This is a genomic window from Bradyrhizobium vignae (genome assembly GCF_900324035.1).
Classification (GTDB): Bacteria; Pseudomonadota; Alphaproteobacteria; order Rhizobiales; family Xanthobacteraceae; genus Bradyrhizobium; species Bradyrhizobium vignae.
The window spans coordinates 1,029,889-1,050,012 of sequence record NZ_LS398110.1 but is presented as its reverse complement, the minus strand read 5'-3'; the positions used below and the strand labels follow the sequence as shown (position 1 = coordinate 1,050,012).

Here is a 20,124-nt window from a genome sequence, read left to right as displayed (position 1 = left end):
CGGCCGGAGCGCGGAGGAGCTTGCGGCGCAAGCGTCCCGGAAGGATGAAGGCCGAGCTGCAACCGCCTTCGTGGTTCGACCGCGTCGCGGTCTCGTTACTTTCAAGATCTGGACCGTGCCGCGTCGCGCCGCTTCCGCCCGATGTCGCACTTCGATCACTATCGAACCATTGCCATGCAAACTTCGCTACTGATCGAATGATCCTCTCTCCAAATGGAGTTTTCGTCATGAACGAGCAGGCGACGAACCAGCAAACCTTCTACCAGGCGGTCAGCGGCGGCGGTCTTCTGGTCGTGGCGCAGTGGGAAGCGAAGCCCGAAGAGGCCAATCGTGTTGCCGAGATCCTGCGCGACTTCCTCCCGCAGGCGCAAAGCGAGCCGGGCGTAAAACTGTTCCTTATCAGCCGCGCCAAGGACAACGGGGCTCAATTCCTGTTCTACGAGTTATTCCGCGATGAAGCCGCCTTCAGGGCGCATCAGGACAGCCCGCATTTCAAGAGCCATATCGCAGGGCAGGCGCTGGCCTTGCTGGCCAAGCGTGAGCGTACGCAATACGAGCTGATATGAGGCTCCATGAACGGCACGAAGCGCGGTTACTGACGACCAACCCGGAATCGATACAAGCAGGAGCCGCCGGGGTCTCCCGGGCGGCTCCTTTTGACCTTGGACGATCAGAATGCGGCGAGGTTGGTTGCGAACGTTGGCGGCCCGCCCGTTTACGCCCGCCGCATGATCGGCTCGCTCAGAATCGGGGAATATCCGGAAATGCCAGCTTGCCCGCATGGACATGCATGCGGCCGAGCTCGGCGCAGCGGTGCAGGGTCGGAAATACTTTCCCGGGATTGAGCAGTCCCTGGGCGTCGAAGGCGCATTTCAACCGCTGCTGCTGGTTGAGATCGATCTCGCTGAACATGTCGCCCATCAGATCGCGTTTTTCGATGCCGACGCCATGCTCACCGGTGAGCACACCGCCAAACTCGACGCAGGCACGCAGGATGTCGGCTCCGAACGCTTCGGCGCGCTCGATCTCGCCGGGCTTGTTGGCATCATAGAGGATCAGCGGATGCAGATTGCCGTCGCCGGCGTGGAACACGTTGGCGCAGCCAAGCTGGTATTTTTCCGAGAGCTCGCGGATACGGGCGAGCGCCTTCGGCAGCGCGCCGCGGGGAATCGTCCCGTCCATGCAGAGATAGTCGGGCGAGATGCGGCCCACGGCCGGAAAGGCGGCCTTGCGACCGGCCCAGAACAGATTGCGCTCGGCCTCCGAGGTCGAGATCTGGCAGGTGGTCGAGCCGCAGGCATTGGCGATGGCCTCGACGCGCGTGATCAGCTCGTCGACCTCGATCTTGGGCCCGTCGAGCTCGATGATGAGGAGCGCTTCGACGTCGAGTGGATAGCCGGCATGGACGAAGGCCTCTGCGGCGTGGATCGCGGGCTTGTCCATCATCTCCATGCCGCCGGGGATGATGCCGGCGCCGATGATGCGCGCCACGCACTCGCCGGCCGCCTCGACTTGGGCGAAGCCGACCATCAGCGCGCGAGCGGTCTCAGGCTTTTGCAGAATCCGCACCGTGATCTCGGTGATGACGCCGAGCAGGCCTTCCGAGCCGGTGATGACGCCCATGAGGTCATAGCCTGGGTTCTCCGCCGACTTGCCGCCGATGCGCAGGATCTCGCCGCTCATCAGCACGATCTCGCAACCGAGCACGTTGTTGGTGGTCATGCCGTATTTCAGGCAATGCACCCCGCCGGAATTCTCGGCGACATTGCCGCCGATCGAGCAGGCGATCTGCGAGGACGGATCGGGCGCGTAGTAGAAGCCGGCATGCGCAACCGCCTGGCTGATCGCGAGGTTGGTGACGCCGGGCTCGGTGACGACGACGCGGTTGTCGAAATCGATCTCGCGGATGCGCTTGAACTTGCCGAGCCCGAGCAGCACGCCGTCTTCGAGCGGCAACGCGCCGCCGGACAAAGAGGTGCCGGAGCCGCGCGGCACCACCTTGATACCCTGCGCGGCACAATATTTCAGGATGAGCGAGACCTGCTCGGTCGTATCCGGCAGCACCACGACCATCGGCGGCTGCCGGTAGGCGGTCAGCCCGTCGGATTCGTAGGCCCGCATCTCGGCGGCACTGTCGATCACGCCCTCGCCCGGCACGATTGCGCGCAGCGCAGCAATGATCTCCGCTCGGCGCGCCAGCACCGCCTGGTCGCTCGCAGGCATCATGATGGCCATTGACATATCCTTCCGGCTCGCGCCGCATGATCCCAATTTGTCGCGGCAAATCAACCACGTCCGCGCCTGTTTGGGTAGGCCATCCGAAAGTCGGAGCGAGGATCTGAAGCGAGTTCGCTCTGGGACAAGCATGAAACCGTGAAACCTGTCATGGTTTGGCGGCTTGTCCAAGCCGAGCAGGCCTGCCAAAAGCGGCGGGGCGGCGATTGTCGATCAGACAAGAGACTGACCAGACCCACCAGGGAAGAGACGAAGAGCACCCGATGACAAAACTGACTTTTGGCGCACTGACGATCCTCACCGTGATTGCCACCGCACCCGCCGCGATGGCGCAGGATGTCGCGGCCGGCAAGACATCGTTCAACAAGTGCCTGGCCTGCCACGCGATCGGCGAAGGCGCCAAGAACAAGGTCGGCCCCGAGCTCAACGGCCTCAACGGCCGCAAGTCGGGCACGGCTCCGGACTACAATTATTCGGATGCGAACAAGAATTCCGGCATCACCTGGGACGAGGCCACGTTCAAGGAGTACATCAAAGACCCCAAGGCCAAGATCCCCGGCACCAAGATGGCGTTCGCCGGCATCAAGAACGAGACCGAGATCAACAATCTCTGGGCCTATGTGTCGCAGTTCGACAAGGACGGGAAGATCAAGCAGTAAGCGCGCGAACGGCGGCCGCTGGAGTTTCGCTCGAAAACGCTTTAATCGGCGGCCGCCTGCGCCGGAACGATCTTGCCGATCATCGTCTCGATCTCTGACTTCACGAGATCTGGTACGGCAATCTGCACCATGTGCCCGAGGTCGGGCAGCACGATCAGCCGCGCATTCGGCACCGCCGCGGCGAATGGGCGCGCGTGGATGCTGGTTTTCACCGTCTTATCGGGCTCGCCGGCGATGATCGTCACCGGCACGGAAATGTCGCCATAGCGCGCAACTTGCGCGGCGACGGACTGTTTCAGAGTCACCAGATCATAGGCATTGGCGATGAACTCGCGGGGACGCAGCAAGAGCGGCGTCGCGGAATCCTTGACGAAGCCGTCCGGCATGATTTGCGGCAGAAAGACGTTGCGCGCGCCGGATTCAGCGAGGACGTAGCCAAGCGGCAGCGTGATGGTGTAGGCGAGCAGCGGACCGATCACGGGCGTTGCGATGATCTCGTTGTAGCGGCCGACACCACCGCGCCAGGGATGCGTGACCGGCGCGAGCATCACGAGACCGGCAACGCGGTGCGGGTGATCGAGCGCGATCCGCGCCCCGAGCGCGCCGCTCCAGGAATGCACCACGAAAACCGCGCGATCGATCCCGAGCTTGTGAAGCGCCTCATCGATCATCCGCGCCTGGATCTGCGGCGTCGAATCCTGCCGCCGCGCGCGCGTGCTCCAGCCATGGCCGGGGCGGTCGATCAGAATCACGCGATGATCCCGGGCGAGGATGTCACCGAGCGGCCGGCGCATCGCTTCGAGGTTGGAGCTTGCGCCGTGCAGCATCACGATCGGAAGACCCGGATCGCGCGGGCCGATATCGACGACATGGAGCGTCGCGCCGTCGACCTCGATCATCCGGCCCTGCGGTGGATGGGCGCGTTGCACGGCGACTATCCCCGCCTGGGTGACCAGCGCCAGCAGAACCAGCGCCGTCACGACTGACATCACGATCATGGGGAGAATCCGGGTGATCCTGGGCACAGGGCAGTTACGGGTCTGACGGGTGGCAGTTTCGCCGCCGGCTTGCCGCGGCTCCACCGAAACTGCCGGGCTGTGGATATGTGTACAATTGCCGAACCAAAAAACTCAATAAAATCAACAACGATCCGAGAGCGTACGCAAGCCCCGGAACAGCTTCATGCAGGCGTCATTGCTGCTTCCATATAATCGCCATGGTCGGTTCGGCCATCTAGGCGCGGGTGGGCGCCGATCCTCCTCGCAACTTCGGGCGATGCGGGAAAGACCGGCAGGATTTGTCCTGATTTGAACCGGAGAATTCCAATGAACTTCAGATCAAACGACACTGCGATCGACGAAATCGTCGCGAGCTGCAACGGCGATCTGCGCGGTGCCGTGCGGGCGCTGCTCCTGATCAACGAGCACCTCGAGACCGAGCTTGCAAAGGCTTACGCCGCAGCCGCCGACCGCAGCCTCGTCGAACGCGGCAGCAACGTCCTGCATTGAGCGCAGGTTAGTTCGTCCCGTCCTCTTCCTTTTCTTCGTCGGGCGTGACTGCGGGGCAAGCGCGGATCGTCGAACGGGCAAGCTTGGCATCGGCCTTGGACTTGTAGGGACCGTCGCCGAACCAGATGTCGCCGATGATGACCGGATTGCTGGTCACGATGGTGCATTTGCCGGTGGCACGGTTGCCGACCACCCAGAACAGTCCGTCGGCGAAGCTCACCGTCCCCGACGCGAGCAGCAATACAGCTGCGACCACCAAACGCTTCATGGCTTTCGCTCCTGCCATGCAGGTAGGCCTGCAACGGGCCTCGCAATAGTCCTCGCGGTGCAACGCCTGCGATCGTGGTTAATCCACGCCGGCGGCGATTGCTCAAGAAATGATCGAGTTATAGCTAGATGTCGCGGCCTTCGACCTTCTCGGTCAGCGCCTTGACCTGATCTGGAATCTTCTCGAGGTGCGGATTGACGGCGAGCGCCTTGCGGTAGGCATCGAGCGCGCGCTTATCGTCGCCGACCTCCTGCATGATCATGCCGAGGCCGGCGAGCGCGCCGAAATGGCGCGGCTCCCGGATCAGCACTTGCTGGATGTCCGCGAGGGAGCGGCCATAATCGTTCTGCATGTAGTAGAGCGTCGCACGGCGGTTCCAGGCCTCGATGTAATCAGGCCTGAGCTTGATGACCGAATCCAGGAGCTTGATCGCGACGTCGATCTTCTTCGCGTCGACTGCGGTCTTGGCGCGGGACATCAGGAGCGCTGCCGTGTCGCTCGGGGTCTGGAGCCAGATCGCCCAGATCCGCGCCTCGACATGCTTGGCGCTGGCCTCATCGGGGGCCGCCTTCAGCGCGCCGAACAGGAAATCGAGATTCTTGCTGCGATCGACCTTGGGCAGCTTTGCAGGCGCTTCAGGCAGCTTCTTCTGCTTGGCCGGCGGCTCAACCTGCTGCGCCGAGGCCGGAGCGAGGCCGGCAGTTCCCAGCACAAGGGCCAGACACAGGGAGCACGCGAAAGGGAATCTGACTGCCATGGCGAAAGTCTAAACGCTCAAAGCCGCCCTTGCAAAGCAAAGGCGGCGTCAAACTCGTGTGAGGCCGTGGTCTTGCGGGCACGCGAGCGCCCGGCAGAGCGATATCAGCCCTGGCGCGCCTTGAAGCGGCGCTGCACCTTGTTGATCACATAGACCCGGCCCTTGCGGCGGACCAGGCGGTTGGCGCGATGGCGACCGCGCAGCGATTTCAGCGAGTTACGGACCTTCATGGCAGAATCCTGAACGTTCGAAAGGCCGTGTTCGGCACTACCGTTTCGGCACGCGCGAATGTGGCAAAATAAGATCTTTCCCGCCGGCGGACCGACCGCCCGGGACGGGGCGGTTCTTAAGGCATGGCGGGAGGTGATGTCAATGTTAACCGCCCGGTTCCGGCCCAGTAAAATGGTGAAAACAACCCCATGCACAGTAGAAGCGGCCGGATCGGCCCAATTTTATCGCCATGATCTCAAGGAGCTTCGACGACACCTTGCCAAATTCGTTATATCATATAATCAATTTGGCAACCCGTCGGGAGGAAACCAATGCCGAAGCTGAAGCTGCCCAATATCGACGATGTCGTCGCCATCGACATCCACACCCATGCCGAGGAGCCCTGCGGCTGCCATCCCGACGACGGCTATGACGATTTCCAGGCGCAGATGGCGGAATACTTCAAGTCGCCGAACAAGCATCCGCCGACCGTGCCCGAGACCGCGGCCTATTACCGCTCCAAGAACATCGCGGCCGTGATCTTCCCTGTCGATGCCGAGCGCGAGACCGGCTTCCGCCGCTACAACAATTACGAGATGCTGGAGGTCGCCTCCGAACATCTCGACGTCCTCATCCCCTTCGTCTCGATCGATCCGCACAAGGGCAAGCTCGGGGCGCGCGAGGCGCGCAAGCTGATCGAGGAATACGGCGTCCGCGGCTTCAAATTCCACCCGACCATGCAGGGCTTCTACGCCAACGACCGCATGGCCTATCCGCTCTATGAAGAGATCAACAATGGCGGTGCGATCGCGCTGTTCCACACCGGCCAGACCGGCGTCGGCTCGGGCATGCCGGGCGGCATGGGCATGCGGCTGAAATATTCCAACCCGATGTACATGGACGACGTCGCGGCCGATTTCCCCGACCTCAAGATCATCCTCGCCCACCCGTCCTTCCCCTGGCAGGAAGAGGCGCTGTCGGTCGCGACTCACAAGCCGAACGTCTACATCGACCTCTCGGGCTGGTCGCCAAAGTATTTCCCGCCGATCCTGGTGCGCTACATCAACTCGATCCTGCAGGACAAGATGCTGTTCGGCTCGGACTGGCCGGTGATCACGCCGGACCGCTGGCTGTCGGATTTTGCCAAGATCGACATCCGCGACGAAATCCGGCCGAAGGTGTTGAAGGCGAACGCGCGCAAGCTGCTGGGGATCTAGGCGCGTCCCCATCATCGCCGCGCATCGAGGGCTTCGGATGACCGAAGCCCTCGCGCTCAAAGTCTCAGACTTGCGCCAGGCCTCCATCGACGAAGATCTCGCCGCCGGTCATGTAGCTGCTATCCGAGGACGCCAGGAACGCGGCCACGGCCCCTGTCTCAGAGGGATCGCCCACACGCCCGATCGGCGTGGAGCTGCCAAGCGCATCGAACGCTTCCTCGCCCACAACCTCCAACGCCAGCTCCGTTTTAGTCGGCCCCGGTGACAGCACGTTGACGCGGATGCCCGTGCCGCGCAGGTCGAGCGCCCAGCTGCGCGCCAGATTGCGGATCGCCGCCTTGGTCGCGCTATAGATGCTGAACTGCGGCGTCCCCATCACGCCCGTGCTCGATCCGGTCAGGATGATCGACGATCCCTTGCGCATCAGCGGCAGGGCTTTCTGCACGGTGAACACCAACCCCCTCACATTGACGTCGAAGATCTGATCGTAATGCTCGGGCGTGATCTGGCCGAGCGGTGCAAAGGCTCCGGTCCCGGCATTGGCGAAGAGAACGTCGACGCTGCCTCGTTCGTCCCTGACGGCGGCATACAGCCGATCGAGGTCGGACAGATCCGTCACCGAGCCCCTGACTGCGCGCGCCGAGGGTCCTAGCTGCGCAACGGCGGCATCGAGCGGCTCCTGCCGCCGCCCGAAGAGGTAGACGAACGCGCCTTCGTCGACGAACCGCTTGGCGGCTCCGAGTCCGATGCCGCTTCCGCCGCCGGTCACCACCGCCGTCTTGCCTTGTAGTCTGCTCATGATGTGCTCCTTCATTGAGGTTGCACTGAGCTGGCGGCGTACCCACCTAACGACAAGTATGCACCTTTTGGTAAGTGCCCAAAAATGTCAGACCCGACCTCTCTGCCTGCGCGGCCTCCACTTCCTGTCCAGAACTGCACGCCAAATCTGCCCGGCTTCACGTGCGGCTTAGACGCGACCTTGCGGGTCGTCTCTGGCAAGTGGAAGCCGCTGATCCTGTACTTCCTCGCCCAGGGCGGGCCGACCCGCTACGGCGAGCTTCGACGATCCGTGCGCGATGTCAGCGACAAGATGCTGATCCAGCAGCTCAAGGAGCTGGAGGCCGATGGACTGGTGAAGCGGACGGACTACAAGGAGGTGCCGCCGCGGGTGGACTATAGCCTCACCACGTTAGGCCTCAGCCTGGCCGAGGCGCTGGTGCCGCTCTGCACGTGGGGCACGGAGCACATGGCGGAGGTCAGCCGGGTGTTCGCCGAGCGGGAGGGCTGGACGCGGCGAGGACATCAGCCGACCGGCTAGCTTGCGATGCTGTTCGTCCAGGTCTGCCCGTAGTGATGTTCTCTGTCTCGTATTTTGTTGGGATACCCGCGGCTCCTAGTAGGGCAAATCGCTTCTCCGATACTTTGGTTTTACGGCCGCACACGTGGCGCATATGTCGTCGTTCTTGCTTTGTGCAACCGCAGCGTATCTGGTCCTCACTAGATTTTAGTGCGCCTCTCCCGAATTGAACGCCTCACGTGTTCACGCTTCGGCAGCGTCCGCTCGTCGTCGCAAGCCGCCGGTCGCGCTTGCAGTGGCAGACTTCCGCTTTGCTCTGGTAAGCTGACGATGATGCTTACTCCCCAAGCGGAGTTGTTGCGAACCTCAACGGCCCGGAAGGACAGCCAATGAGCATCAACGCCGTCGTCTTCGACGCCTACGGAACGCTCTACGACATCCAGTCGGTCGCTGACGTCACCGAGGATGCGTTTCCCGGCTACGGCGAGATCATCACGCAGGTCTGGCGCATCAAGCAGCTCGAATACACCTGGCTGCGCTCGCTGATGCAGCGCTACCAGGACTTTGCCGTCGTCACCCGCGATTCCCTCGCCTATACGCTGCGCGTGCTCGGGCTGGCCTACGAGAACGAGACGTTCGAGCGCGTGATCGAGAAGTATCTGCATCTCGATCTCTATCCTGACGCGGCGGAAACGCTTGCGGCCCTGAAACCGCGCAAGCTCGCCATCCTCTCCAACGGCGACCCGGACATGCTCGATGCGCTCGTGCGCAATTCCGGCCTCGATGCCTTGCTCGATGCCACCATCAGCATCGACGCGAAGAAGGTCTTCAAGCCGAGCCCGCAGGCCTATGAGCTGATCGGCGAGGTGCTCGGCACCGCGCCTGATGAGGTTCTGTTCGTCTCCTCCAATCCCTGGGACGCCGCCGGGGCGAAATCGTTCGGATTGAAGGTTGCCTGGATCGAGCGGGTGACGCCGGAAGCGATGGCGCTGGCTTGCGTCGAGAACGAACTCGTGGCACCGCTCACCCTGTTTAGAGCGATCCGCACCCAGATGGACGAGCTCGGCTTCGCGCCGGATCATCGTATCCGCGCACTCTCCGAGCTGCCGAAAATCGCTTAACGGGTCGCCGACCGCCTGTGAGATTGCAATGAGCTACCCGGAATGAGCCTGGAATCCGTTCGCGCCTTCTTCGCCGAGAAAGCCCCCGACATCTCCGTCATCGAATCCCCGATCAGCTCCGCGACCGTGGCGCTGGCGGCCGAAGCCTATGGCGTCGAGCCGGGACGGATCGCCAAGACGCTGTCGTTGCGGATCGGCGAGCGCGTGATCCTGATCGTCGCCGCCGGCACCTCACGCATGGACAACAAGAAGGTGAAGGCGCAGTTCGGCGGCAAGCCGAAGATGCTGGGCCTGGAGGAAGTCGCCGACATCACCGGGCACGAGGTTGGCGGCGTCTGCCCGTTCGGGCTGAAGTCACCGCTGCCGGTCTATTGCGACGTGTCACTGAAGGCATTCGACATCGTCGTGCCAGCCGCGGGCTCGACCCACAGCGCGGTGCGCATTGCTCCCGAGCGGATGGCCGAGCTGACCGGGGCTGAATGGATCGACGTCTGTGAGCATCGAAGCTGAGGCGGAATAGCTTCAGGCTGGATCCATTTCCGCGGGAGAGATCGCGCCCATCGAGTCGCCCCGGACGACAGGCTCCGGCGCGGGTGAGGCTTTCTCCTCTCGGCCGGTCCCATCGCGGAAGCACCCTCTCCCCAACCCTCTCCCGCAAGCGACCGCAAGCGGGAGAGGGAGCGCACCTCCGCCGTCGCAGCGATCGAGCCTCATTTGGTTCGCGCTGTACCTTTCGCGCGCTATAGCCAGTTCTAGTCGTCCTCGTCGTAACGCGGGTACGCGGGCGGCGCGGTGTTGTAGCGCGGCGGAGGCACGATGCGGTTGCGCGGGACTGGCTGCCGCGGCTGACCCTGATTGTTCGACTGGAACACCGCGCGACACCCGCTCGAGAGCTGCGGCGTGTTCTGTTGCAAGCAGGCCACGATACGGTTCACGTCCGGAATCTGATCGCTGCACAGCCGCCACACATCGGGCGTGCAGGCCATCTGCTGCTCCATGGTCCCGCGATATTCCTGGGCGGACGCAGCGCTCTGCGCCAAGACGCCGCCCACCGCGAGCGCCACACCTAGCGCGATCCGCTCTGTTCGCATGTCCAGATCCTTCTCACGTCTCTCGAATTGTCTTCAATCAACGAGACGCGAGCTTGTTCTGGACCAACAACAAAATGTGAAAAACGCAGTTGGAACCTACTCCATCTTATCGATCCTCTTCACCGCCGCGATCAGGCGCGTGCTATCGGCCGCGGCCTGCGCGACGGGGCGTTGAGGCCGGTCGTCCTACAACGCCCTAGCCCTGCCGCGCGTCCGTCGCTTGCACGTGCCCGGCAGCTTCGCTGCGAGAAAATCGCCGAGCGCTTCCACGCGCGCGGGGCGCGGGCCGCCGGGCGGCGTCACCAGATGCACGGCGCCTTCGGCCTGCTTCCAGTCCTTCAGGATGACTTCGACCTCGCCGGACGAGATCGCCTCGCCGACGATGAACTCGGGCAGCTCGGCGATGCCGAGGCCCGCGATCAGCGCCGGCATCACGGCTTCGCCGTTGTTGACGCGCAGCTGGCCGCCCGGGCGCACGCTCGCCTGCTCGCCGGCCGAGTTGGTGTAGTGCCAGACGTTGGGCGTGGAGAGATAGGCGTAGCTGAAGCATTTGTGCTGGGCGAGATGCATTGGATGCGTCGGCCTGCCGTAACGCTTCAGATATGACGGCGCGGCGACCGTGTAGCGCGGCATGGTGAAGAGCCGCCGTGCGATCAGCGATGAGTCCGGTAGCCGCGCGATCCGCACCGCCATGTCGAAACCCTCGCCGATCAGGTCGACGGTCGCATCGCTCAAATGCAGATCGACCGACACCTCCGGATAGGTCTCGAAAAATTCGGGCAGCAGCGGCGCCACGGCCTTGATGCCGAACGTCATGGGAACGGCGAGCCGCACCAGGCCGCGCGGCGCCATCGACTGCGCCAGCGCTTCGTTCTCGGCGGCCTCGCCGTCGGCCAAAAGGCGCGTCGCGCGTTCGGCCAGCTTGTGGCCGGCATCGGTCAGTGCGAGTCGGCGCGAGGTGCGGTTAAACAGCCGCGCGCCGAGCCGCTCTTCCAGCCGCGTGACCGCCTTGGATACCGTGGCCTTGGACATGAGGAGCTCGCTAGCGGCCCCCGCAAATGACCGTAATTCCACGACTTTTGCGAAGATCGCGAGCGCTTCGAAGTCTGGGAGCTTTGCCATCGGTGCCGGTCCATGTAGGGCAATCAAGGAAACAATGAGTTTCAACAGTTTCTATTTCTATACCACAGACGAAGGCTTATCCAAGGCCCATCAGAAATTCAGGACATGGAGAAATCCAATGACCAAGAAGCTCTCCGGCAAGGTTGCCCTCGTCACCGGCGGCTCGCGCGGCATCGGCGCAGCCTCCGCCCGCGCGCTCGCCGATGCAGGCGCGGATGTCGCCATCAGCTATGTCGCCTCGCCCGACAAGGCGGAGGCCCTCGTTGCTGAATTGAAGGCGAAGGGCGTCAAGGCGCGTGCCTTCAAGGCCGACCAGGCCTCCGCGAAGGACGTGACACGGCTCGTCAACGATGTCGCCAGGGAATTCGGCCATCTCGACATCCTCGTCAACAATGCCGGCGTCGCCGCCGGCGGGGCGATCGACGATCCCAAGGCCGACGTGGACGCGCTTGCCCGTCAGGACGCCATCAACGTGCACGGTGTGATCGCGGCGATCCGCGCCGCCTCGCAATTGATGGGTGAAGGCGGCCGGATCGTCACTGTCGGCTCGATGCTCGCCGACCGCGCCTCGTTCCCGGGTCTTGCCGACTACGTCGCCACCAAAGCGGCCGTGGTCGGTTACACCAAGGGCGCGGCGCGCGACCTCGGCCCGCGCGGGATCACGGTGAACGTGGTGCAGCCCGGTTCGATCGACACCGACATGAATCCGAAGGACGGCGGCGAGTTCGCCGAGGCCCAGCGCAAGCAGCACGCGCTGCAGCGCTTCGGCCGCCCCGAGGAAGTCGCCGCCGGCGTCGTGTTCCTCGCAAGTCCGGAAGCCTCCTTCGTCACCGGCACGGTGCTCAATGTCGACGGCGGGTTCGGTGCCTGATCCGAACCGCCACCCTTTCAAGCCAAGGAATTGCACAGATGATCGAACTCAGACCTTTCGCAAAGCTCGGCGGCGCCGATCACGGCTGGCTCAAGGCCAAGCATCATTTCTCCTTCGCCAGCCACTATGATCCGAACAATATGGGCCACGGCGCCTTGCGGGTGTGGAACGACGACGAGATCGCGCCGAACACCGGCTTTCCCGCCCATCCCCACGCCAACATGGAGATCATCACCTATGTGCGTGAAGGTGCGATCACCCATCAGGACAGCCTCGGCAACGAGGGCCGGACTGAAGCCGGCGACGTGCAGGTGATGAGCGCCGGCAGCGGCATCCGCCATTCCGAGTACAATCTGGAGCCGACCAGGACGCGGATCTTCCAGATTTGGATCGAGCCGACCGAGCGCGGCGGACAGCCGACCTGGGGCTCGAAGCCGTTCCCGAAGGCGGACCGCTCCGGCAAGCTCGTCACCATCGCGAGCGGCTTCGAGGATGATACGGACGCATTGCCGATCCGCGCCGACGCGCGGGTGCTCGCCACCACGCTGAAGGCGGGCGAGAGCGCGGAGTACGAGCCGCAGAAATCGCGGCATCTCTACCTCGTGCCGGCGGCTGGTTCCGTCGAGATCAATGGCATCCGCGTCAATGCCCGCGACGGCGCCGCGATCCGCGATGAGGCCAGGCTGAAGATCACGGCGCTGGAAGACTCCGAGCTCGTGCTCGTCGACGCGGCTTAGCGCACACACGAACTCGTCATGCCCGGCCTTGAGCCGGGCATCCATCGCCTTCGCAAGGACCTTTTCAAAGAGCGATGGGTTGCCGGGTCAAGCCCGGCAACGACACTGAAAAGGACTCACTCATCACCGAACGGAGACCATCATGACCAAAGTTCTCGTCCTCTATTATTCCGCCTATGGCCACATCGAGGCGATGGCCAAGGCCGTCGCCGAAGGCGCACGCGAGGCGGGCGCCACCGTCGACATCAAGCGCGTGCCCGAGCTGGTGCCGGCCGAAGTCGCGAAAGCCTCGCATTACAAGCTCGATCAAGCCGCGCCGGTCGCCAAGATCGAGGACCTCGCCAATTACGACGCGATCATCGTGGGCACCGGCACGCGCTTCGGCCGCATGTCCTCGCAGATGGCGAACTTCCTCGACCAGGCCGGCGGGCTCTGGGCCAAGGGCGCATTGCACGGCAAGGTCGGCGGCGCCTTCACCTCCAGCGCGACCCAGCATGGCGGCCAGGAGACCACGTTGTTCTCGATCATCACCAACCTCCTGCATTTCGGCATGGTGGTGGTCGGCATGAACTACGGCTTTGCCGGCCAGATGAAGCTCGACGAGATCACGGGCGGTGCGCCCTACGGCGCCACCACGATCACCGGCGGCGACGGCAGCCGCCAGCCCAGCGCCAACGAGCTCGCCGGCGCGCGCTACCAGGGCCGCCAGATCGCGGAGACCGCCAAGAAACTTCATGGCTGAGCTGCATGGCTGATGCGACGGGGGCGGCATTCTCATTCGGGAATGCCGCCCCATCTCCTATCGGGATATTCGACAAAGAACGATACGAATGGCCTTCGAACTCTTGTTGATCGCGCAGATGATCCGCAAGCCTGCACAGGCGCTGGCGCGGCGCTGGTATTGCCGCAGCCTATTCCGCGCCTCGCGCGGCCGGTTTCGCTGCGCCAGTTGCACGGGCTCGTGAGGTCTGCTCGGACGATGAAAACGCCGCACGCTGCGGCACGTTCTATCGCGCCGGCTTGCCCATCGCCCTCGCCGCGAGGGAGGCAAGCCTAGGATAGCGGCGCAAGCCCTGCGCGGCATGATCGCGCCAGGCGTAGGGCAGACCGCGCCAGGACAACGCGACGCTCGCATCGGTCAGCGGCACCCGCTCGGCGCCGAAGCGGCGCTTGTAGGCTTGATTGCCGATGCTGAGATCGAACCGGCGCACGCCTTGCGCATGCAGCGCCGCCATGGTGCGCTCGGTGACGAGAAGACCCGGCGAACAGCTCGACCATGCATCGCCGGCGTGACTGATACGCAGCAGGAAATAGGTCGCGCCATGCGTGACGCCGAGCGCAGTGGCGACGACGCCCGCATCGCACACCAGCGCCGAGACCACGGCATAGCCTTTCGCAAGGCCTTGGCGGACGACCTCGCGATAGAATCTCGCATGAGTCTCGTCGTTGAGAACGAACGGCGAGCCGAGCTTTTGCATGCGCGCCTGTTGCTGGACATCCATCACATCCAGCAGCTCATGCGCACGCGCGACATCCGCGGCGACCTCGAACCGCGCACCTGGATGACGGCTGAGGACCCGCCAGCAGCGCCGCATCTGCAGCCGCTTGATCGAGGCCTGATAGTCGTCATAGTCATCGCCCATCAACACGAGATTGCCATTGAGCGAGGAGGAGCCGATCCGGCCGAGCGACACCAGCGGATTCGGCTTGCCGCCGACCTCGGCCGGCATCTTCTTCAGGCGGAGCAGATCGAAACGGTCGGGCAGCGCGCGCAACGCGCCGATCAGCGCCCTGGTGATCGCATCCGTCGCCCCCGCGTCCAACGCGGCATCGAGCGCCAGGATCGGCGCGTTGTTGTCGGAGACGCCGAGATCCGCGAATTCGACAATCCGGATGCCGCGCCTGACATGGCTGATCATCGGCACAACCGCGATATCCCTGCCCGTGGCGAAATCGGAGATCACGGCGATCAGCGGAGCGACGTCGTGAAACGCCTCGTACCAGGCGCCGAGCCAGTCAACATGCTGGAACGCGGTGCGGTACCCGGCGTTCAGGCGCGAGGCCGCGTGCTGCCAGTCACGGAGGAAATCGACTGCGATTCCCGACGTGCTGGACACCTGTCCGTCATATTGCTCGACGCTGAGAAACGTCATCCGCAGGGCATACGATTACTGAATGTTTCCAGATGGACTATGTGTCGTTGCAGACTACAAGCAACGTCGTTGCTCAGCGTTATTCGATCTGCTCGACGCATTGGAACCTCGCCAGGAAGTGCAGGCCGGCCACGGCTAGGGCGAACATGAACCAGATTGGATTCTGCCGTTCGAGCAGGAAGGTCTCTGTGGCGCCGTAGTACAGGCCGAACAGCCACACCGTCAGGAACAGCTTGGCCAATGCTCCACTGCGACTGTGAGCCTGGGCCGTCTGGAAATTGGCGAGCGGGGCGAGCACGAACACGAGGATCACGAGCATCAATCCCGGCAGGCCGATGGTGACCGCGAGATCGAGATAGCTGTTGTGGCTGTGCGCCGCGGACGTCGCCCATTCGGCGCCCTGGGTGGTCTGCCGCGCACTTACGTCGTCCCAGAACGCTGCATAGCCGTGACCGATGATCGGCTTCTCGGCCACGGCCGCAAGCGCGAACTCCCATATCGCGGACCGTCCGGTGAAGGTGGGATCGAGCGGAAGCAGCCGCGTCATCGCCCCGAGCGCCGGGCTGAGGACACTGCCGACCGTCAACAGGTTCATCGCAACCAGCGGCACGAAGCAGATGATTCGCTTCAGCCACAGGCCTGGCGTGACATAGACCAGCGAGGCGAGAGCGTAGATTGCAAGGCAGAGCACCGACGACGTCTTGCCGCCGGTGAAGATCAGGAATGTGCCGGCCAGCACGGCGATCGCGGGTCCCATCACGAACGAGCCCACGGCGGACAGGTAGATACCGACATAGACCAGGATGGTCATCACGGCCGAGGCGATGTTCTTGTGGCCAAAGCTGCCGCGCCAGTCGCCGGCAAGGTGCGGCTCGGTGACGTCGATGGCCGTGTGGATTGAATATTGCGGCGCGAGGAAGACGCCGAGATAACAAAGCGCGAGCAGCACGAGCGCGGCGGCCCCCAGGCAAAGGTTGAAGCTGCGCTGGGTCGGCGGCAGCAACGGCAACACGACGGCGAGCGACGTCACGCTGGCCGCAAGCACGAATCGCTGGATCGAAACGCCGCGACTCTCGGAGAAGACGATATTGATCACCAGCCAGCCCAGAAGACAAAGATGAAGCGGCGTCAGCAGGCTCTTCAGCGCGGGTGCATCCGAGGCGGCGACACACAGCACCGCGACCGCAGCCAGGAGGCCCCAGGAGATATAGGTCAGCGCCATTCGTCCGCCGACGATGGTGGTGACGTCGGGATTGCGCAGGTCCGGGAATGGATCGAGCGTCACCAGGACCAGCAGCAGCGCTCCGACCGCGACGAGGCAGCGCGCCGCCTGTACGGCATTGAGCCCCGCAAGGCGGTCGCGCAGGACATGGCCCAACGATCGGGCCTCGACGTCGGTCATGTCTGCGGCGCTGCGGACCATGACTCAAGACATTTCGTGACGCCGGTGCAGCTTCCGGTCGTGGTTCGACTCTTTCGAGCGTCTATCAGCGGGCCCGGCGGAGGTCTGCGACGCCGCGGACTCGCGCACGATGCTCAGCGCGATCTCGTAGTATTGCAGCGCCCGTTGCTCCAGCGTGAGATTGTCCAGGATGTAACCGCGCGGATCGAAGTCGCCCGCGGCGCACCCGGCCCAGAACCTTTCCCAACCCGCCTCGAACCCCGCGATGTCGGTGAACTTGGCACCGCAGCGTTCGTCCCAATACGGCACCGACGACACCGGCGCGAACCTCACCCGGTGTGGATAGTAATCGGGGTCGCGCCAAGGCCCGCCCGGATCCCAGGCGAACACCGGCACGCCGCTGGACAAGGCCTGCTGATAGGCGATGCCCTGGCTCTCGCTCTGGCACAGAAAGATCATCGCCCGCGAACGCGCCAGCGCGCCCTGATAATCCGCTTCCTTGTAGCTGCCATAGCGCAGCTCGGTGAGCGAGCGACCGTCCTTGAGCAGCCGGGCGCGGATGGGCTCGATCATCTCCTGCGCATAGCGCTCGCGGTCCCAGTGGACCTTGTCGTAGATCAGCACATCGACGGCCTTTTGCGATTGCTTCGACGGCGCCCAGAGGTCCGTGTCGATGCCGACGGGCCAGGCCTCCGTATCGGGCCAATGCGGCCGGTACATATCGACGTACCAGGGGCCGGGCACCACGACCTTCTTCACCGGCAGACGCTTGAACAGATTGGGGTCGTCGAGCGGATGATTGTGGGCGGCAACGCCGAGCAGGATCGGATTCTTCCAGGCGAACTTGTCGAGCAGGAAGGTCCGGCCGATGATGCAGGCGAGCTCGTCGGGATGCTCGGCGATATGACCGTAGTCGTTGACGCGGTAGCGGATGCCGAGCCGGTCGAGTCCGGCACAGAGATTGAGAAACACGCGGAGCTGGCCGCTCATGCGCGGTTCGCCGAGCAGCAACCGGCGAGCCATGCGCCGCAGGTGCCGGTCGCCGGGAAACCAACGATCGTCCTTGTCCTCATAAAAGAGGTTCAGGATCATCGCATCGGGGTCGTGTTCGAACGTCTTTGCGGGCACTGGATCCATCCGCGGCAGCCAAGCGCATTGTCGCATGGGGACGCCTGTCGCACTCTTCCAAATTTGCCACAGGCTTAATGCCAGTGGCTTAACGCTATTCTACGAAACCAGGCGGCGCACAGGCCTTCCCGGCAACGGGTTGACCACAATGCGGGTATCATCCGCGGGCGGCCGGCTTGCGATCGCCAGCGTTGCCAGCGCGGCCGACAGGTCCCGGTTAACAGATCATTAAAGGCGAGCCGTAGCTTGATCACCGCCGAAGACGTTCTCGAACTGCCGGCCGCCTCCCGCGCGGCAGCGCCAGCGCGCCTCCCGCTTCAGATCGGCGCCGCCAATTCGGTGTCCGTCGTGATTCCCGCCAAGAACGCTGCAGCTTATGTCGGCGAAACCCTCGCCAGCGCACTGGCGCAACGCGAGGTGACCGAGGTGATCGTCGTGGACGACGGCTCGACCGACGAAACCATTGCGATCGTCCGGGACGTGCGTGACTCGCGGCTGCGCTTGATCCACAACGATTCCGCAGGCGTCTCGGCGGCGCGCAATCTCGGGGCCCGGCATGCGAACGGTGAGTGGCTGCTCTTCCTCGATGCCGACGACCGCCTGCGCCCCGGCGCGGTGGCGGCGCTGCTTTCGGCAGCGCGCGGTGCTCCGCGCGCGGTTCTCGTCTACGGCGACTACAACACGATCGACAGCGAGGGGCGGCAGATCGGCCGGCGCGACCTGCTGAAGGGACGCCGCAAACCATCAGGCGACGTGCTGGTGCGGCTCACGGCCGGGAACTTCATCGTCAACGGTGGCGTCGTGCTCACCCGTGCGGAGGCTTTCCGCGCCATCGGCGGTTTCGACGTCTCTCTCAGATATTGCGAAGACTGGCATTGCTGGTGCCGGCTTGCCGCGATCGGCGAGTTCGAATTCGCGCCAAAGCTTCTGCTGGATTATCGCCTGCACACGGCCAATACGATGAACGCGGCGGCGCGAACCCCGCAGGATTTCTTGCCGGCGGTCGCACGTATCTTCGATGACGGGTTGATCCTGGCGAGACTCCCCGAGGGCGCGGCGCGTGGGTTGCGCCGGGCTGCCGAGATTCATCTCGTCACCTATTCGGCGATGCAAGCGATTCGCTTCGGCAGACATCGCCAAGCCTTCGCCTATCTCGCGATGATCGGCCGGCGGTCGCTCAAATCGCTGCCACGCTCCGCAATCCGGGTCGCCCTCGCCCGTTTCGGCATCTAGTCCCTCGCCGCCGCATCAAGACGCGATCTTCGAGGCCTCATAGGGCTTCGGCTCGAGCCCGAAGGCCGCCAAGGCGGCGCCAAGCGCAACCATCACGGGATGCATCGCGACGACGGCTTTCGACGAGGTCAACAAGGCTGCGGCACGAGCCAGCGACAGCGGCAGCCGTCCAAGCATCTGCGCAAACACCCGCGCCCGCGCCGCCGCGCTTTGCGCGGCCTTGTACTGCACGCGATAATTGATCGCACCGATGCGCAGGCCGCGCTTTGCGATCCAGCCGATGCTGGTGCGGCTGCGCGGCACGGTCTCGGTGATGACGGCCTCCGCCGTCCAGTGGAACAGCATACCGGCGTCACGGCACCGCACGAAGAAATCACAATCACCGCCGCCGAGAAAATTGAAGCGCAGGTCGAACGCGGGACGATCGAACCTTTCGAAGGCGGCGCGTGTGATCAGACAGTTGCCGCAGCCGTAAATCAGCGGCACCGCACCGCTGTAGTCGTAGGCGGGACGGAAAGCGGGATGACGCGAAAGCCAGGGCTTGCTCTCGTCGTCGAAGACCGGCAGCACCGGACCGCCGACCACGTCGGCTCCGGTCGCCTCCGCAGTGCGGACCATCAGCTCGAGCCAGTCGGGCGAAGCGATCTCGTCGTCGTCGATCATCAGGAAACGGGTCGCGGCGGGAAACAGCTCCTGCGCCGTCTCGAACGCAGCATTGATCGCCTGGCAGTTCCCCTGCCGTTTCTCGATCAGGCAAACGCCCTGGAGCCTGCCGGCGGCCAGAAACTCTGCGGCAACCGGCGCGCTTTCGCGCCGCGCGGCATCGTTCTCGACCATGACGACGGCAAAGGAACGCGAGGTGCGCTGGTTCGCCAGAGATTCCAGCGTCAGCCGAAGGTGCTGCGGGCGGCGAAAGCAGGGAATGCAGACGACGATGCCGACGGACAGGTCGATGACCGCAGAGCTCACCGCGATCTCCCGGTTGGGATCGCGCACGGCATCCGCGATGCGCATGGTGGACAGGTCTGTCTGGATCAATGTCATGACGATCTAGATGTCCGAGATATATTGAAAAAGCCCTGCTTCGATCACGCATCCCACGACGACACATCGCC

At 63.9% G+C, this 20,124-nt stretch carries 24 protein-coding genes; 12 read left to right on the top strand and 12 right to left on the bottom strand.

Going from position 1 to position 20,124, the window contains the following annotated elements; genetic code table 11:
- Positions 1–227 precede the first annotated feature (227 nt).
- Positions 228–566, top strand: coding sequence for a putative quinol monooxygenase (locus BRAD3257_RS05070; protein ID WP_122406380.1), 339 nt, complete (start codon positions 228–230; stop codon positions 564–566).
- A gap of 175 nt (positions 567–741) precedes the next feature.
- Here the strand turns inward: BRAD3257_RS05070 and BRAD3257_RS05065 are convergent, their stop codons facing one another.
- A complete protein-coding gene (locus tag BRAD3257_RS05065) occupies positions 742–2,235 on the bottom strand; it encodes an FAD-linked oxidase C-terminal domain-containing protein (protein ID WP_122400928.1) in 1,494 nt (497 codons plus the stop codon).
- Between the two features lie 263 nt (positions 2,236–2,498).
- Between BRAD3257_RS05065 and cycA the strand changes: the two genes are divergently transcribed.
- Positions 2,499–2,894, top strand: coding sequence for a cytochrome c-550 CycA (gene cycA / locus BRAD3257_RS05060; RefSeq protein ID WP_122400927.1), 396 nt, complete (start codon positions 2,499–2,501; stop codon positions 2,892–2,894).
- Between the two features lie 41 nt (positions 2,895–2,935).
- Here cycA and BRAD3257_RS05055 read toward each other — a convergent pair whose 3' ends face one another.
- On the bottom strand, positions 2,936–3,892 hold the full coding sequence (locus BRAD3257_RS05055) for an alpha/beta fold hydrolase (protein ID WP_162500112.1): 957 nt from the start codon (positions 3,890–3,892) through the stop codon (positions 2,936–2,938).
- Positions 3,893–4,219: 327 nt separating this feature from the next.
- Between BRAD3257_RS05055 and BRAD3257_RS05050 the strand changes: the two genes are divergently transcribed.
- Complete coding sequence (locus tag BRAD3257_RS05050) at positions 4,220–4,402, top strand: hypothetical protein (protein WP_122400925.1); 183 nt, start codon at positions 4,220–4,222, stop codon at positions 4,400–4,402.
- A 7-nt stretch (positions 4,403–4,409) separates the two neighbouring features.
- On the opposite strand, the gene BRAD3257_RS05045 is transcribed toward BRAD3257_RS05050, so the two are convergent.
- The 3 genes from BRAD3257_RS05045 to ykgO form a co-directional block, all read right to left on the bottom strand.
- The gene (locus tag BRAD3257_RS05045) at positions 4,410–4,670 is read right to left on the bottom strand and encodes a hypothetical protein (RefSeq protein ID WP_122400924.1); all 261 of its coding nucleotides are present in this window, start codon (positions 4,668–4,670) and stop codon (positions 4,410–4,412) included.
- A gap of 124 nt (positions 4,671–4,794) precedes the next feature.
- Complete coding sequence (locus BRAD3257_RS05040; RefSeq protein ID WP_122400923.1) at positions 4,795–5,427, bottom strand: tetratricopeptide repeat protein; 633 nt, start codon at positions 5,425–5,427, stop codon at positions 4,795–4,797.
- 104 nt (positions 5,428–5,531) lie between these two features.
- Entirely contained in the window at positions 5,532–5,657 is a 126-nt protein-coding gene (gene ykgO / locus BRAD3257_RS05035) for a type B 50S ribosomal protein L36 (protein WP_006611362.1), read from the bottom strand.
- Between the two features lie 312 nt (positions 5,658–5,969).
- On the opposite strand from ykgO, the gene BRAD3257_RS05030 reads away from it, so the two are divergent.
- A complete protein-coding gene (locus BRAD3257_RS05030) occupies positions 5,970–6,854 on the top strand; it encodes an amidohydrolase family protein (protein ID WP_028180449.1) in 885 nt (294 codons plus the stop codon).
- 64 nt (positions 6,855–6,918) lie between these two features.
- Here the strand turns inward: BRAD3257_RS05030 and BRAD3257_RS05025 are convergent, their stop codons facing one another.
- Entirely contained in the window at positions 6,919–7,653 is a 735-nt protein-coding gene (locus tag BRAD3257_RS05025; protein ID WP_162500111.1) for an SDR family NAD(P)-dependent oxidoreductase, read from the bottom strand.
- 180 nt (positions 7,654–7,833) lie between these two features.
- Here BRAD3257_RS05025 and BRAD3257_RS05020 point away from each other — a divergent pair, with 180 nt between their 5' ends.
- The 3 genes from BRAD3257_RS05020 (at position 7,834) to BRAD3257_RS05010 (ending at position 9,782) form a co-directional block, all read left to right on the top strand.
- A complete protein-coding gene (locus BRAD3257_RS05020) occupies positions 7,834–8,172 on the top strand; it encodes a winged helix-turn-helix transcriptional regulator (protein ID WP_376707267.1) in 339 nt (112 codons plus the stop codon).
- 368 nt (positions 8,173–8,540) lie between these two features.
- Positions 8,541–9,272, top strand: a complete 732-nt coding sequence (locus tag BRAD3257_RS05015; protein WP_122400921.1) for a haloacid dehalogenase type II — start codon at positions 8,541–8,543, stop codon at positions 9,270–9,272.
- 42 nt (positions 9,273–9,314) lie between these two features.
- Positions 9,315–9,782 (top strand): YbaK/EbsC family protein, encoded by a 468-nt coding sequence (locus tag BRAD3257_RS05010; protein ID WP_122400920.1) that lies wholly within the window; start codon positions 9,315–9,317, stop codon positions 9,780–9,782.
- 242 nt (positions 9,783–10,024) lie between these two features.
- Here BRAD3257_RS05010 and BRAD3257_RS05005 read toward each other — a convergent pair whose 3' ends face one another.
- Both BRAD3257_RS05005 and BRAD3257_RS05000 read right to left on the bottom strand, forming a co-directional pair.
- The gene (locus tag BRAD3257_RS05005) at positions 10,025–10,363 is read right to left on the bottom strand and encodes a hypothetical protein (RefSeq protein WP_122400919.1); all 339 of its coding nucleotides are present in this window, start codon (positions 10,361–10,363) and stop codon (positions 10,025–10,027) included.
- Between the two features lie 186 nt (positions 10,364–10,549).
- Positions 10,550–11,485 carry a LysR family transcriptional regulator gene (locus BRAD3257_RS05000; protein ID WP_122400918.1) on the bottom strand — a complete coding sequence of 312 codons (936 nt, stop codon included), beginning with the start codon at positions 11,483–11,485 and terminating at the stop codon, positions 10,550–10,552.
- Between the two features lie 118 nt (positions 11,486–11,603).
- Between BRAD3257_RS05000 and BRAD3257_RS04995 the strand changes: the two genes are divergently transcribed.
- The 4 genes from BRAD3257_RS04995 (at position 11,604) to BRAD3257_RS41655 (ending at position 14,058) form a co-directional block, all read left to right on the top strand.
- Complete coding sequence (locus BRAD3257_RS04995) at positions 11,604–12,356, top strand: SDR family oxidoreductase (protein WP_122400917.1); 753 nt, start codon at positions 11,604–11,606, stop codon at positions 12,354–12,356.
- 38 nt (positions 12,357–12,394) lie between these two features.
- Complete coding sequence (locus BRAD3257_RS04990; RefSeq protein ID WP_122400916.1) at positions 12,395–13,093, top strand: pirin family protein; 699 nt, start codon at positions 12,395–12,397, stop codon at positions 13,091–13,093.
- 142 nt (positions 13,094–13,235) lie between these two features.
- Entirely contained in the window at positions 13,236–13,835 is a 600-nt protein-coding gene (gene wrbA / locus BRAD3257_RS04985; protein WP_122400915.1) for an NAD(P)H:quinone oxidoreductase, read from the top strand.
- Positions 13,836–13,923: 88 nt separating this feature from the next.
- The gene (locus tag BRAD3257_RS41655) at positions 13,924–14,058 is read left to right on the top strand and encodes a hypothetical protein (protein WP_283809935.1); all 135 of its coding nucleotides are present in this window, start codon (positions 13,924–13,926) and stop codon (positions 14,056–14,058) included.
- Between the two features lie 42 nt (positions 14,059–14,100).
- Here BRAD3257_RS41655 and BRAD3257_RS40010 read toward each other — a convergent pair whose 3' ends face one another.
- The 3 genes from BRAD3257_RS40010 to BRAD3257_RS04970 form a co-directional block, all read right to left on the bottom strand.
- Positions 14,101–15,246: a GNAT family N-acetyltransferase gene (locus BRAD3257_RS40010; protein ID WP_162500110.1), complete on the bottom strand. Its 1,146-nt coding sequence runs from the start codon at positions 15,244–15,246 to the stop codon at positions 14,101–14,103.
- A 79-nt stretch (positions 15,247–15,325) separates the two neighbouring features.
- Positions 15,326–16,669: an O-antigen ligase family protein gene (locus BRAD3257_RS04975; RefSeq protein WP_122400914.1), complete on the bottom strand. Its 1,344-nt coding sequence runs from the start codon at positions 16,667–16,669 to the stop codon at positions 15,326–15,328.
- 3 nt (positions 16,670–16,672) lie between these two features.
- Positions 16,673–17,776, bottom strand: a complete 1,104-nt coding sequence (locus BRAD3257_RS04970) for a glycosyltransferase (protein ID WP_122406377.1) — start codon at positions 17,774–17,776, stop codon at positions 16,673–16,675.
- 246 nt (positions 17,777–18,022) lie between these two features.
- On the opposite strand from BRAD3257_RS04970, the gene BRAD3257_RS04965 reads away from it, so the two are divergent.
- Positions 18,023–19,009 (top strand): glycosyltransferase, encoded by a 987-nt coding sequence (locus BRAD3257_RS04965; RefSeq protein WP_122400913.1) that lies wholly within the window; start codon positions 18,023–18,025, stop codon positions 19,007–19,009.
- 15 nt (positions 19,010–19,024) lie between these two features.
- Here the strand turns inward: BRAD3257_RS04965 and BRAD3257_RS04960 are convergent, their stop codons facing one another.
- Positions 19,025–20,053, bottom strand: a complete 1,029-nt coding sequence (locus BRAD3257_RS04960; RefSeq protein WP_122400912.1) for a glycosyltransferase family 2 protein — start codon at positions 20,051–20,053, stop codon at positions 19,025–19,027.
- Positions 20,054–20,124: the final 71 nt, after the last annotated feature.